This window comes from Gemmata sp. (assembly GCF_051859125.1).
In the GTDB taxonomy this organism is placed as follows: Bacteria; Planctomycetota; Planctomycetia; order Gemmatales; family Gemmataceae; genus Gemmata.
In genome coordinates this window covers 1-14,381 of record NZ_JBHYGG010000088.1, presented here as the reverse complement: position 1 = coordinate 14,381, position 14,381 = coordinate 1, and the positions used below count along the sequence as shown (strand labels likewise).

Sequence of the window (14,381 nt, the reverse complement as noted above, 5' to 3'; positions counted from 1 at the left end):
CGGACTACCGCCCCCTCCGGGGGCTCCGAGGTCTTGAGTCCCGGAGGGACGACAGCGCGTAGCCCAGGGTGCCAACCCTGGGTCTCCGGGTGCCAACCCTGGGTCTCCGTGCTACGCGCTGCCACCCCCCGTTGGGGGCTTCGATGTTTCAAGTCCCGGAGAGACGACAGTGCGTAGCCCAGGATGCCAACCCTGGGGCCGGGTATCCGGCGAGAGACGTGTCTATCTGTACATGACGAACGCTCGCGGCTGCGTCAAATCGGAACCGCGGAGATTCCCGACGTGGCCGCAAACACGTGTGACCCGACGCTATTTGCTAACTAAGTACAGAACGATACTGTTCTTTTCGGTGCCGCCGGATTCCCCGTCACAACCCGCAACCTTCGTACAATTTACGCCGGTTGCGCACGCTCCTGGGTCTGCGGTTCCTTGCTGAGTACGGCTCGCCTTTGTATAACATTGGTGAGATCTGATCCGTCGCCCGGTCCGATCAGTTGGGCGACTTGGTGTGACGTTCCGCTCCCGGCGGGTGGTCGAGTCCGGTTGCCCCTTTCCACGGACTGGGACACACGCGAGGTTCTCAGAATGGCTTCCCTCAAGCTGCGGCGGATCGACCTCACCGCGAACAACGCCGCGGCACAGATCACCAAGCTCCGCGACCAGTTCCGGTACGACTCCGAGGTGGTCTCCGCCGCGGGCAAGAAACTCACCGTGGCCGTGTTCGGCGAGGCGCTCTCGCCGGTCCGGGCCGTCGAGCGGATCTGCTCCGAGGTCCGCGACAAGGGGCTGCCGGCCGTCCTGCACTACACCGAGCAGTTCGACAAGGTGAAGCTCAAGCCGGACGCCCTGCGGGTGAAGCCGGCCGAACTGGCCGAGGCGCACGCCGCCGCGAGCCCCGAGTTCCTCGAAGCCATCCGGCAGGTCAAGTACAACGTCGAGCAGTTCCAGTCGGGCGTGCTGCACCGCGACGCGGTGATGCGCGTCTCCGAGCGGCACGAGTTGCAACTCCGCTACCGGCCGCTCGACCGGGTCGGCGTGTACTGCCCCGGCGGGGCCGCCGCGTACCCCTCGACGCTGCTCATGACCGTGTGCCCGGCGCAGGCCGCGGGCGTCGAGCAGATCATCGTGTGCATGCCGCCGAAGGACACCGGCGCGTACAACCGCGAGATGCTCGCCACCTGCCACGAACTCGGCATCAAAGAGGTCTACCGCGTCGGAGGCGCGCAGGCGATCGCCGCGATGGCTTACGGAGTGGACGGCCTGCAAGCGGTGGACATGATCGTCGGGCCGGGGAACCAGTACGTCGCGCTGGCCAAGAAGCACGTGTTCGGGCAGGTGGCGATCGACTGCATCGCCGGGCCGAGCGAGGTCGTGGTCGCGGCCGACGACGCGGCCCACCCGGACTGGGTCGCCCTCGACATGATCGCCCAGGCCGAGCACTCGCCGGGCGTCGCGATCCTGGTGACGTGGTACGAGCCGCTCATCAACGAGGTGCAGGAGTCGATCACCAAGAAGCTCGCGAAGTTGTCGCGGGCCGACCTCGCCCGCGACAGCCTGGAGCGGTTCGGGGCGCTGGTGCTGGCCCCGGACAAGAAGGCCGCGCTCGACTGCGTCAACGCGCTCGCCCCGGAGCACCTGCACGTGCAGACCCGCGACCCCGAGGCGTTCGTCGAGCAGGTCCGCAACGCCGGGGCCGTGTTCCTCGGGCCGTTCACGCCGGTCGCGGTCGGCGACTACGCGGCCGGCCCGTCGCACGTGCTGCCGACCGGCGGCACCGCCCGCTGGGCCAGCGGCCTGAACGCCAACGACTTCCGCAAGCGCACCAGCATCATGCGGTTCACCCGCAACGGGCTGAAGGAGATCGCGCCGGACGTCATCTTCCTGGCGAACACCGAGGGGCTGACGGCCCACGCGGCGAGCGTCGAGATCCGCGCCAACAACAACGGCCCCGAGGCCCGGCCCAAGCCGAAGGTCGACAAGCCGGTTCCCGCGGCGGCCGCCGCGAAGAAGTGACGCCCCCGCGCCACGGGGTCACGCCCGTGGCCCCGGCGCGTCGACCGACCACGGGGACGAACCCCGTGGCTCGCACTTGAACCACCCCGCACGTCCGCAACCCGCCATGACCCCCGTCCGTCCCAACGTTCTGGCGATGAAGGGCTACGCGCCCGGCGAGCAGCTCAACGACCCCGACATCGTCAAGCTGAACACCAACGAGAACCCGTACCCGCCGAGCCCGCGGGTGTTCGAGGCGGTTCAGGCGGCGCTCACGTCGAACACGCTCCGCAAGTACCCCGAGCCACTCGGCGACACGTTCCGCAGGGCCGCGGGAAGGGTGCTCGGCGTCGATCCCGATTGCGTCCTGATCGGCAACGGCTCGGACGACATCCTCACGATCCTGACGCGGGCGTTCGTGCCCGAGGGCGGGCTCATCGCGAGCCCGACGCCGAGCTACGTCCTGTACAAGTCGCTCGCCGAGATCCAGGGCGCGCGGTTCCAGGCGGTGCCGTTCGCACCGAACTGGGCGCTGCCGATCGCGGACTGGCCGAAGAACGCGCACCTCAGCTTCGTCCCGAACCCGAACTCGCCGACCGGTACGGTTGTCCCGCTCGCGGCCATCACCGACCTCGCGGCGCAACTCGCCCCGGCCCCGCTCGTGCTCGACGAGGCCTACGCCGATTACGCGCCCGAGAACGGCCTGTCGCGCGCCGCGACGCTGCCGAACCTGATCGTGACGCGCACCCTGAGCAAGTCGTACTCGCTCGCGGGGATTCGCTTCGGCTTCGCGGTCGCCCGGCCCGAGATCGTCCGCGAACTCGTGAAGGTGAAGGACTCCTACAACTGCGACGTGCTGAGCCTCGCCGCCGCGACCGCCGCACTCGAAGACCAGGACTACTTCCGCTCGGTTCGTGCGAAGATCATCGCAACCCGCGAGCGGATGGTGCCGGCGCTCACGCAACTCGGCTTCGACGTTACGCCGAGTCACGCGAACTTCCTGTGGTGCCGCCGCACCGACCGCCCCGCGAAGCCGATCTACGAGGAACTGAAGCGCCGCAAGATCCTCGTGCGGTACATGAACTACGACGGCTACGACGGCCTCCGCATCACCGTCGGCAGCGACGCCGAGATCGACACGTTGCTCGTTGAGCTAAAGGCGATTCTGTGATGGCACGATCCGCTTCGATCACCCGCAAGACGGCCGAGACCGACATCCAGCTTTCCCTGAACCTCGACGGGTCGGGGAAGGTCGAGGTGGGCACGGGGGTCGGGTTCTTCGACCACATGCTGACGCACATCGGCAAGCACGGGATGTTCGACCTGAGCGTGGCGTGCACGGGCGACACGCACATCGACGCGCACCACACGGTCGAGGACGTCGGCATCTGCTTCGGCAAGGCGCTCGTTCAGGCGCTCGGCGACAAGGCCGGGGTCCGCCGGTTCGGGGACTGCGCGCTGCCGATGGACGAGACGCTCGCGCAGGCCGCGGTGGACCTGAGCGGCCGGCCGTTCCTCGTGTGGCGGGCCGACGTGCCGCTCGAAACGCTCGGCACGTTCTCGTCGCAACTCGCCGAGGAGTTCTGGCGGGCGGTGTCGTCGAGCGGGCTGCTGACGCTGCACGTCGTCCTGCACCACGGGAAGAACACGCACCACATCGTCGAGGCGATCTTCAAGGCGTGCGCCCGTGCGCTGCGGGCCGCGGTCGAGCCCGATCCGCGGGCCACCGGCATCCCGTCCACCAAGGGCGTTCTGTAAGGACTCGCGGCCCGAGCAGTCGGGGACCGGGAGAGGGTAGGCGACTCGCTCCGCGAGTCGCACCCCGGCGCAACGGCGGTCCCCGGTGTGCCGTGATCCGCGGTCGGCGTCGCTCGCGGAGCGGGTGACCGCTCTTCTTCCGGTCCCGTTCTCCTTACGCTTCGTGCGGGCGGGTCGTGCCGGTTCTGCCGGCCGGCAAACCTGCGCGCTTCTGGTAAAGTTGACCCGCCCAACGCGGCGGCAAGATAAACTCGTGACAGTGAGGTCGTGACGTGGCGAAGGCGAAAAAAGCAGCGGCGAACACCGAGGAACTCGTCACGCAGGCGCTGGTGGCGCTCGCAACGGCCGACGGACCGGTGCGGTTGTTCGGGAAGGGCGACCACCCGGCACTGCTGGCGGGCACCGCGGCGGCGAACAAGGACGTGATCGCCCGGCTCAGGGACGAAGCGGCCCCGCTCGTGGTCGAGACCGGTGCCGCGAAGAAGGCGACGGTTTCGCTGACCGCGGCCGGGTTCGCGTTTGTGGCGAGCGCGCTCCCCGAGGAGAAGGTCGGCCCGGCGGCGCGTGCGATTGCCGAGGGGCTGCCGCTCACCGAGCGGGTCACGTTCCTTCAGGATATCGTGCGTCGAACTCCGCCCGCGGCCGCGCAACTCCTTCCGGTGATCGAGGCGGCCGCCGCGGAAGAGAAGGTCGCCGCCGAGGCCCGCACGAAGGCCGCAGCGCTCCAGCGCGAGCGCGACGCGGCGACGCTCGAAGCGATCGAGCGCTGGAAGGCGGTGATCGTCTCGCGGAGGGCGGCCCGGATCGCGGCGCTCCAGCAGGAACTCGCGGCCGAAGGCGCGGAGCCGGCCCCGGTGCCGGTGGGCGCGAAGGCTGAGGAGAAGCCCGCCCCGCGGCCGGCCGCGGTCGCCGTGCCGCAGCCGGAGAGCGCCGACGACACCACGTTCCAGCGGCAGGTGGCGCGGCGGCTCGTGTCGGCGTGGCTCGAGACCTGGGACCCCGACCGGCCCGAGGCGCGGCAGTTCCTCGAAGCGGCGATCTGGAACGTCGCCGAGTTCAAGCAGCTCGGCGAGGTCGCCGAGGAGGTCAAGTTCGACGGCCGGTACCACGAGGGGCCGGCGGGGCTGTTCACGACCTCCCCCGCCATTGTGGTGCGACCCGGTTGGGTGCTGGCGGAAGGCGACGGCGAGTACATCCTCGCGAAAGCGAAGGTGGTCCCCAAGTGAGGTGACCGATGGCCGACCGGGTGTTCTGCATCGACTTCGGCAGCGCGTACACCAAGGTCGCACTGCGGCGCGACCCCGGGGCCGATAGCACCCTGCTCGCGTGCCGGCCGCCGGGCGTCGGCGAGGCCGAGTTCTGCATCCCGAGCACGGTGGTCGTGGACCGCCGCGGGGCGAAGCCGGTCCCCGAGTTCGGCGACCGTGCGGCCGGCATGACCGGCGGCGGCGGCATCGACGTCCACACCAACTGGAAGAAGTCGATCTTCGTCGCGCCCGGCGCGCGGCCCCAGCAGTCCCCGCTCGAAGCGCTGTTGCAGTCGCCCGAACTCGCGGAGTTGGCCGCGAAGTACGGCGTCGCCGCGGGGCAGATCGGCTACCTGAACCAACTCGTCGCCGCGGCCCGCACGCTCGTCGCCGGTCCCGGCGGGCGGATGATCTCGGCCGAGGCGCAGCAGCAGACGCTCGCGTCGACGCTCGCCGCCCACTTCTTCTACTGGCTGCGGCAGCAGGTGCTGGAGGCGTGCAACAAGCTCCCCGCGACCGGGCTGAAGTACGACTCGATTCCGGTCCGCATCTCGGTCCCCGCGTTCGCCGCACAGAAGGGCACCGACCCGCACCCGGGGTGCAAGATCCTCACCGACGCGCTCGGCAAGGCCGGGTGGCCGCTGCACCCCGACACGCCGATCGTGTCCGAGCCGTACGCGAACGCGGTCGGGGTGCTGACCAAGGCGACGAACGTGCTCCAGAAGGGGCACATTCGCCTCGGCGAGATGTTCGGGAAGGGGCCGCTCATCACGGTGCTGAAGTCGACCGCGGACCACCCGGTGTACCGCGCGCTCGTGATCGACGTGGGCGCGTTCACGACCGACTTCGCCGCCGTCACCATCACCCCGGCCGACGGGAACGACGCCGACCCGGACGCGCGCGTCGCCGTTTCACAGCAGTCGCACCCGCTCGGGGTGAGCGACCTCGACGAGCGCGTGAAAGCAGCACTGCCGAAGGAGAAGGGCGAGTTCCTTCACAGGGCGAGTCCGGTCGAGTGGGAGGACCTGCGGCCCGCGGTGTACTCGACCGGGAAGGGCTACCGCACCGCGAAGGTCGGGGTGATCGGCGGCCCGGCCGACGGCGACGCGGTGCTGGGGTGCGTCGAGGCGGTCACGAGTCAGCTCGCGGTCGAGGTCGCGAAGTTCGTCGGGTTGCTCCCGGCGCTCCCGAACGGCGCGATGCAGGAACTGATCCTCACGGGCGGCGGGTGCGGCATACCGGCGTTCCGCGACGCGCTGCAGGGTGCTACCGTGGGAGCTGGGCTGACGTTCGTGAAGACCCACGCGCCGGACCTGAAGAAGACCGTGGGCGGGCCGCCGGTCGGCAAGCTCGACGCGACCTTCGCCCGCGGCGGCAGCGCCCTCGGCGGCGCGAGCCTGTACTTCGAGCGCGAGTACGCCTGACCCTCTCCTCGGACGTGGACGGACCGCCGGTGAACTTCCTCGCACACCTGCACCTGGCCGACCCCGAACCCGGGCTCATGCTCGGCGGCATCGTCGCCGACTTCGCCCGCAACCCCGAGATCGCGCTGCTCCCGGACGACGTCCGGTGCGGGGTGCGGTTGCACCGCCTCGTGGACGGGTTCACCGACCGGCACCCGGTCGTGCTGCGGAGCATCTCGCGCGTCTCGCACACGCTCGGCTGGTTCGCCGGCATCGTCATCGACGTGTACTACGACCACGTCCTCGCCCGCAACTGGCAGCGGTACTCGGCGGAACCGCTCCCCGCGTTCGCCCGCCGGTCCTACCGCGTGCTCGACGACCAGTTCCAGCAGACCCCGCGCGACGCGCAGTGGTTCATCCGCAAGTTCGTCGACAACGACCAGCTCGTGAGCTACGCCAGCACGGAGGGGATCACCGCCACCTTCGCCCGCATCTCGGACCGCATCGCCGAGCGGATGCCGAAGCGCGCGATCTGGCTCCCGGACTCGATGCCGATCCTCACCTCTCTCGACGCGGAACTCACCGCGGACTTCAACGCCTTCTACCCCGAGTTGATCGCCTTCGCCGCCGACTCCCGCCGCACCCTCGTCGCGAGTTGACCTCGTAGCACCAGTCGGTGTGCCTTCCTTCATGGCGAGCGGGGGACGTAAGTCCCCCGGTTGAACTGCTATTCACGCTCTACCGGGGGACTTACGTCCCCCGCTCGCCAAAATCCAATGGCACCCACCCCCACCTCAAACCCGCTTGCGGGCCGCGAGTGGGCGCGGGTAGTATCTGCGGTAGCCCACCCTGCGCGGCCCGTCACGCTGCCGCCCCACGACGGGCACGGTCGCCTCCCGCCTCCCGAGTGCGCACATGTCGCCGCCGATCCGCTGCATCACTCTGGCACTCTCGGTGTGCGGGCTCGTCGCGAGCGCTCGCGGCCAGGACAAGCCGCCGGTCGCTCCGGTCGCGCCTGTGGGGTGCGCCGCGGCCGCGGACAACTACTTCGAGGACGAGGTCTGGGCCAAGGTCGGCGTGCGGTCGTGCCTCACCTGTCACCGCAAGGGCGGCGACGCCGAGGACAGCGCGTTCGTGCTGCACGACCCGCGGAAGGTGGACGGTGCGGCCCGCGACGCCGCCATGCGGCACAACCGCGGCGCGTTCGCGAAAATGGCCGCCGCGAAGGAGAAGGATAAGGCTCGCATCTTGCTCAAAGTCGTGGGCGACCTCGACCACGGGGGCAACGACGTCCTCAAGCCCGATTCGGCCGCGTACCGCACGCTCGCCGAGTTCGTTCGTCGGGTCAACGGCCCCGCCGCGAAGACACCGGAGGTCGCGGTCGACCCGAAAGCGCCGCCGTTCTTCGACGGCGCGGTGATGATCGACAACCGCCGGCTCCTGCGCCGCGTCACGCTGTCGCTCGCCGGCCGCCTCCCGACCGAGGCCGAACTCTCGTCCGTGAACAAGCTCGGGCTCGCGGTGCTCCCGGCGATCCTCGACGCGGTCATGAAGGAAGAGGCGTTCTACGACCGCGTCCGCGAGGGGTTCAACGACGTGTTCCTCACGCTCGGCGTGGACGGCAACCCGGACCAGAGCGTGCTGTCCTACGAGCACTTCGAGAAGACGCGGCAGTGGTACGCGAAGCACGACCTGAGCCACATCAAGGACGAGGCCGAGCGGAAGAAGGCCGGGTACAAGCTCGCCGACGACTACCGCAAGGCGCTGCTCGCCGAGCCGATGAAGCTCGTCGAGTACATCGTCCGCAACGACCGGCCGTTCACCGAGGTGGTCACCGCGGACTACGCGATGGTGTCGCCGTACACGGCCCGCGGGTACGGCGTCTTCGACGAGGTGAAGGGGAAGTTCAAGAACCCCGACGACCCGTTCGAGTTCGTCCCGGTGCGGCTGAAGGCGCTGACGAGCCGCAACAAGGCCGAGAACCAGGAGTCGGCCACCGGGTTCTACCCGCACGCCGGGCTGCTCGGCACGTTCCAGTACCTCGCCCGCTACCCGACGACCGAGACGAACCGCAACCGGCTCCGGGTCCGCATGTACTACCAGCACTTCCTCGGCGTGGACGTGCTCGAACTGGCGGCCCGCGTGTCGGACGCCGCGGCCGCCACCGCGAAGTTCCCGGTCCCGACGATGCAGGCCGCCGAGTGCGTCGTGTGCCACAAGACCATCGACCCGGTCGCCGGGCTGTACCAGGACTTCTGGCGGTTCGCGGACCAGGGCGTGTTCGGCAAGCGGAAGGGCGGGTGGTTCAAAGACATGTTCGGCCCCGGGTTCGAGGGCGAGGACCTGCCGCCCGGCGAGCGGTGGCGCGCCCTCCAGTGGCTCGGCGAGCGCACCGCCCGCGACCCGCGGTTCGCCGTGGCGATGACCGAGCACGCCTACTACGTCCTCACCGGCCGCAAGGTGCTGCTCCCGCCGAAGGACCTCGAAGACCCGCTCTACGCCGCCCGGCTCCGGGCGTACCGCGAGCAGCGGAAGGCCGTCGAATCGATCGCCGCTCGGTTCGCCAAGACCGGCTTCAACATGAAGGGCGTGTTCAAGGACTGGGTCGCGTCCGACTTCTACCGCATCGACGGCGTGGCCACGGCGCTCAAGGACCCGTGCCGCCGCGCCGAACTCGACGACGCCGGGCTGGTGCGGATGCTTTCCCCGGAGCAGATCGAACGCAAGGTCGCGGCGGTGTTCGGCGAGAAGTGGGGCCGGCTCCAGGGCGAAATGGGGATGCTCTACGGCGGCATCGACTCGAAAGAGGTGACCGAGCGGGCGACCGACCCGAGCGGCGCGATGGGGGCGATCCAGCGCATCATGTCGAACGACGTGGCGTGCAAGACCGTGGCTCGCGACTTCGCCAGGCCGGCCGCCGAGCGCACGCTGTTCCGCGGGATCGAGCCGAGCGTGGTGCCCGGCGCATCGGCCGACGGCGACAAGGCGATCCGGGCCGCGATTGTGTACCTGCACGAGCGCGTCCTGGGCCGGTACGACGCGGCCGACTCCGCCGAGGTGGACCGCACCTTCAAGCTGTTCGCCGGCATCGTCGCCGACGCGAAGGCGCAGAAGGGCATCGAGAAGCGCGAGGCCTACGCCTGCCGCCAGGGCGGTGCGGTGCCCGACGACCCGCACTACACGATCCGCGCCTGGCGCGGCGTCGTGACGTACCTGCTCCGCCGCAGCGAGTTCCTGTACGAGTAACCCCGACCGGTTCTGGGTGCCCCAATGAACGAGCAAGCCGGGTTCGTCGCCGCGCTCGCCGCCGACCCGTCGGACCAGACGGCGGCGCTCGTGTTCGCCGACTGGCTCGACGAGCGCGGCGACCCGCGGGGCGCGATGATGCGCGTCGCCGACATCCGCAAGTGGATGGCACCGACCTACGAGAACCCGCTCCCGAAGTTGGCCGCCGCGATCGTCTCGGGGAAGGGGGTCGCGGAGGCGAGCAAGCGGCTCGCCCGCATCGGCGAGGCGTCCGTTTCGGTGCTGGTTCCGCTCCTCACGCACGAGGTTCACATCGTCCGGTTGCGGGCCGCGAAGGCGCTGCGCCTCCTGGGGCCGAAGGCGGCCGTTGCGATCCCCGCACTCACGGAGGTGGTGAAGGGAACCCGAAAGGAGGACGCGGCCGTGCGCCGCGAAGCGGTCGCGCTCCTGGGCGTGCTGCGGGCGAAGTCGGGCGTGCAGGGCGAACTCGCCAAGGGGCTCGAGAGCGAGCACGCCGCCGAGCGGCTCGCGGCCGTCGATGCGCTCGTGAAGCTGCGCACGCAGACGGCCGGTGCCGCACTGTGCAAGGCGCTCGCCGACCCGGCCGAGGAGGTCCGGCGCGCCGCGGCGATCCACCTCCGGTACACCGCCAGCCCGGCCATGACGTTCGCCGTCGAGCCCCTCCGCAAGGCGCTCGCGGACCCGGCCCCGAGCGTGGCCGCGCCCGCGGTGATCGCGCTCGGGAGGATCGGCTCGAAGGCCGCGGCCGCGCTGCCCGACCTGCTCGCTCGGCTTGCGGCGGCGACCGGACAGGAGCGCAGGTGCGTTCTTGAGGCGCTGGCGCTCGTCGGCGTCGGGGATCCGAACGTCGCCGAAACTCTCGTCCGCGAGCGGCCCGAGAAGGGCGATCACTACTCCGCGATCAACCACCTGGTCTCGTGGCCCGAACTCCCCGCCGCGGTCGCCCCGGCTCTCCTGGAGACCGTCCGCCGCCCGAACACGGGCAACGCCTACAGTGACGGCTACACGGTTGAATGCGCCCTGCAGGCGCTGGCTCGGATCGTGCCCCCGTCGCCCGAGGTGCTGGACGAGTTCCGAAGGCAACTCAAGGGCGACCACGGCTCGGCTGCCGGGACGTGCATCGGGGAACTGGGCGCGGCGGCCGCGCCGCTGGTCCCGGACCTCGCGGCCGCGCTCCTGCGCCGCAAGGGCCGCCGCGACCCCTTCACGTTCGCCAAGGCGCTCGGAAGGATCGGCGGCGAGGGCGTGGCGGTGCTGGTGCAAGCCCTCGACGGCGAGCCCGACCCAATTCCCATCGCGGCCGCGAGTGGTCTGAAAGAGGCGGACCCGGCGGCACTCGCCGCGGCCGTTCCCGCCCTCCTCGCGCGGCTCCGCAACCCGGAAGCCCGGGCCGGTCGGGCGCTCGTGATCGAGGCGCTCGCCGCGGCGGGGCCGCCGGCTGCTGCCGCCGCCGTCCCCGACCTGGTCCGGCTGCTCACGGGGGATTACGAGGACCACGAAGCGAGCTCGATCACCCGCGCGCTCGTTGGGCTCGGGACCGCGGTACTGCCGTTCGCCAATCAACTCGCGGCCACCCTCGATCAACCGGCGCGCGGCACCACCCACGCCCACGTCCTCGAAGTGCTCACCGGTCTGGTGCCGCACGGCTTCGAGGGACTGGCCCTCTTTCGCGAGGCCCTGCGTCGGGCGGTGGGAACGGAGTTCTACCCCGGCGACTTCCTGGAATCGTACCGCCGCCAGTACGTCGCAAGCGCGGCCGCCTCTGGCCTCGCGGCGCTCGGTCGGGCCGCTGAACCGGCGCTGCCGGACCTGGAGCACGCGGCCCGCACCGTCGAGCGATCCGGCCTGGTCGAGCGAGTCGTGCATGCTTACGGTGCCATCGGCCCGGCGGCGGTGCCCCAGATCATCGCGGCCCTCGCCCACCCCGAGCGGTCCGTCCGCATCGCGGCGATCAACGCACTGCTTGAGACCGGGGACACGTCCGCCGAGGCCCGCGAGGCGCTTGCCAAGGTCGAGAGCGACTCGGCCCGGATGGTGCGCGCGGCAGCGACGTCCGCGATGAAGATACTGACCGCCCCGAAGAAGCGGCGGTCGCGACCGGCGAACACCAACCCGTGAGGCGAACCCATGCGACGCGACTTCCTGAAGATGTGCGGGCTGGCGGGGCTCGGGCTCGCGGTGCCGTACCGCGGGGCCGAGGTCGAGGCCGCCGACGCCAAGAAGGACGAGCCCTACGCCGGGCCGTTCCACGTCGTGTTCAACGCCAGCGGCGGGTGGGACACGACGTACCTCATGGACCCGAAGGGCGTCAACGGCATCAACCGGCTCTACAAGGACGGCGACATCCTCACGAAGGGCGCGCACAAGTACGCACCGAACAAGAAAGACGCCAAGGGCGGCATGTGCAACGAGGAGTTCTACGCCGAGTTCGGCGACGAACTGTTCACGTTCAACGGGCTCGACTACTCGGTCAACAACCACTCGCCCGGCGCCCGGTACATGGCCACCGGCAAGCTCGACAGCCTCGCGTACCCGACGTTCGCGGCGCTCGTCGCGGCGTGCCGCGGGCCGGACTGCCCGCTCGCGTTCCTCACGTTCGGCAACTACTCCGCGACCGGCAACCTCGTCGCCATGTCGCGGGTGCCGTACCTGCCGTCGCTGCGGAACATCGCCAACGCCGACGGCGTCGGCGGCAACGAGAAGTCGCCGTACCACGACAAGTTCGCGCTCGACCGCATCGAGCAAGCACTCCGCGAGGGGCACGAGGCCCACCTCGCGCGGCCGCAACTGCCGCGGGCCGAGCGGGCCGAGAACATGCTCTACGCCGCACAGGTGAACTCGAAGGCGCTCCAGCGCGTCACGCAGTACATCCCCGCACAGATCCCGAAGGAGCGGATGGCACAGCAGGCCGAGATCGCGCTGGCGTCGTTCAAGGCCGGCGTGTGCGTGTCCGCGAACATTACCATCGGCCAGTTCGACAGCCACGCCAACAACGACCCCGACCAGATGAAGCTGATCCCCGAGTTCCTCGCGGGGATCGCGTACCTCGTCCGCCGGGCCGGCGAACTCAAGATCCGCGAGCAGCTCGTGGTGGTCGTGCAGAGCGAGATGGGCCGCACGCCGAACTACAACGCCGGCAACGGCAAGGACCACTGGTCGATCGGCTCTTCGCTGTTCCTCGGAAAAGGCATCAAGGGGAACCGCGTGGTGGGCGCGACGGACGACAAGCAGTTCGCGGTGCCGCTCGACCCCGCGACCCTCAAGCTCGACAAGGAGAAGGGCGTCCGCGTGCGGCCCGAGCACGTCCACGAGGCGCTCCGCGAGCACGCCGGCATCGCGGACCACGCGCTGAGCAAGAAGTTCCCCCTCGGCGTGCCCGACAAGGAGCGGCTCAAGGGGTTCTGGGGGTGAACGCTTGGTGGAGCATACCGACAACACTTCGAGACATGCCGAAGTGATGGGCGGGCCGCCACGGAGGGCGGCCCCTACAAACCCAGAGCACAACTCTGGTAGGGGCCGCCCTCCGTGGCGGCCCGCGTGAGGCCAACGATTCCGACCAGTGAGAATGCCTCACGCACTCGCGGCGTCGAGCTTCGCGACCGCGTCGGGGCTCAGCGTGAGCTTCGTTGCGGCGACGAGTTCGGCGAGTTGCTCGGGCGTGGTCGCGCTCGCGATCGGCGCGGTGATGCCGGGCCGGGCGATGAGCCACGCGATCGCCACCTGCGCGAGCGATACTTTCAGCTCGCCAGCGACCGCATCCACAGCCGCGAGCACCTTCAGCCCGCGGTCGTTCAGGTAGCTCTTGCCGACCTTCGCGCCGCGGGCGCTCTTGGCGAGGTCGGCCGCGGTGCGGTACTTCCCGGTGAGGAACCCGGCCGCGAGCGAGTAGTACGGGATCACGCCGACCACTTCCTTGCGGCACAGCGGCTCAAGATCCGCCTCGTACCCGGACCGGTCGCACAGGTTGTAGTTCGGCTGGAGGCACTCGTACCGCGGGAGGTTCTTCGCGGCGCTCACCGCGAGCGCCTCGGCGAGCCGGGCGGCGGTGTAGTTTGACGCGCCGATGGCCCGCACCTTCTTCTGCGCGATCAACTCGCCGAACGCGCCGAGCGTCTCTTCGAGCGGCACGGTCGGGTCGTCCTGGTGCGCCTGGTACAGGTCGATGGCGTCCACGCCGAGGCGGTTGAGCGACCGCTCGGCGGACCTCAAGATGTGCGCCCGCGACAGCCCCTTCTCGCCGCCGACCTCCAGTCCGACCTTCGTTGCGATCACGACGCGGTCACGCGCCCCGGACGACTTGAGCCACTTCCCGATGACCGTCTCGGACTCGCCGCCGGTGTGGCCGGGCACCCAGACCGAGTACACGTCGGCCGTGTCGATGAGGTTCAGGCCGGCCGCGACGAACCCGTCGAGGACGCGGAACGACGCGGCCTCGTCGATGGTCCACCCGAACACGTTGCCGCCCAGCGCGAGCGGCCCGACCGCGATCCCCGACCGTCCCAGTGTCCGCGTTGCCACAGCGAAGCCCCCGTGTGCCGGCCGCACCAACCCGGCGCGGCCACCCGCACATCTTAGAAGCTGGGCCGGGTGAGTTGGTCGAACAGCTCCTGAGATCCGCAGGAGGTGGCTGGCGGGGCGCCACGGAGGGCGGCCCCTACGAACCAAGAGCAAATCTCTGGTAGGGGCCGCCCTCCGTGGCGGCCCGCGTGAGGCG

General features: G+C 70.1%; 10 protein-coding genes. 9 read left to right on the top strand and 1 reads right to left on the bottom strand.

The features are described 5' to 3' along the window. Positions 1-585 precede the first annotated feature (585 nt). From hisD to ACTIGN_RS09800, 9 genes are all read left to right on the top strand, one after another. Positions 586-2,013: a histidinol dehydrogenase gene (hisD, locus tag ACTIGN_RS09840; protein WP_439623291.1), complete on the top strand. Its 1,428-nt coding sequence runs from the start codon at positions 586-588 to the stop codon at positions 2,011-2,013. A 106-nt stretch (positions 2,014-2,119) separates the two neighbouring features. After that, positions 2,120-3,163 (top strand): histidinol-phosphate transaminase, encoded by a 1,044-nt coding sequence (gene hisC, locus ACTIGN_RS09835; protein WP_439623289.1) that lies wholly within the window; start codon positions 2,120-2,122, stop codon positions 3,161-3,163. Next, complete coding sequence (hisB, locus tag ACTIGN_RS09830) at positions 3,163-3,750, top strand: imidazoleglycerol-phosphate dehydratase HisB (RefSeq protein WP_439623287.1); 588 nt, start codon at positions 3,163-3,165, stop codon at positions 3,748-3,750. Before hisC ends, hisB begins: the two co-directional genes overlap by 1 nt. Positions 3,751-4,022: 272 nt before the next feature. Then, a complete protein-coding gene (locus tag ACTIGN_RS09825) occupies positions 4,023-4,976 on the top strand; it encodes a hypothetical protein (RefSeq protein ID WP_439623285.1) in 954 nt (317 codons plus the stop codon). Between the two features lie 8 nt (positions 4,977-4,984). After that, positions 4,985-6,421 carry a hypothetical protein gene (locus ACTIGN_RS09820; protein ID WP_439623283.1) on the top strand — a complete coding sequence of 479 codons (1,437 nt, stop codon included), beginning with the start codon at positions 4,985-4,987 and terminating at the stop codon, positions 6,419-6,421. Between the two features lie 29 nt (positions 6,422-6,450). Beyond that, positions 6,451-7,059, top strand: a complete 609-nt coding sequence (locus ACTIGN_RS09815; RefSeq protein ID WP_439623281.1) for an ACP phosphodiesterase — start codon at positions 6,451-6,453, stop codon at positions 7,057-7,059. Between the two features lie 256 nt (positions 7,060-7,315). Continuing rightward, positions 7,316-9,646 (top strand): DUF1592 domain-containing protein, encoded by a 2,331-nt coding sequence (locus ACTIGN_RS09810; protein WP_439623280.1) that lies wholly within the window; start codon positions 7,316-7,318, stop codon positions 9,644-9,646. Positions 9,647-9,670: 24 nt separating this feature from the next. After that, positions 9,671-11,785, top strand: a complete 2,115-nt coding sequence (locus ACTIGN_RS09805) for a HEAT repeat domain-containing protein (RefSeq protein WP_439623278.1) — start codon at positions 9,671-9,673, stop codon at positions 11,783-11,785. A gap of 9 nt (positions 11,786-11,794) precedes the next feature. Beyond that, positions 11,795-13,078: a DUF1501 domain-containing protein gene (locus ACTIGN_RS09800; RefSeq protein WP_439623276.1), complete on the top strand. Its 1,284-nt coding sequence runs from the start codon at positions 11,795-11,797 to the stop codon at positions 13,076-13,078. A 159-nt stretch (positions 13,079-13,237) separates the two neighbouring features. Here ACTIGN_RS09800 and ACTIGN_RS09795 read toward each other — a convergent pair whose 3' ends face one another. Then, positions 13,238-14,185 (bottom strand): aldo/keto reductase, encoded by a 948-nt coding sequence (locus ACTIGN_RS09795; RefSeq protein ID WP_439623274.1) that lies wholly within the window; start codon positions 14,183-14,185, stop codon positions 13,238-13,240. Positions 14,186-14,381 lie beyond the last annotated feature (196 nt).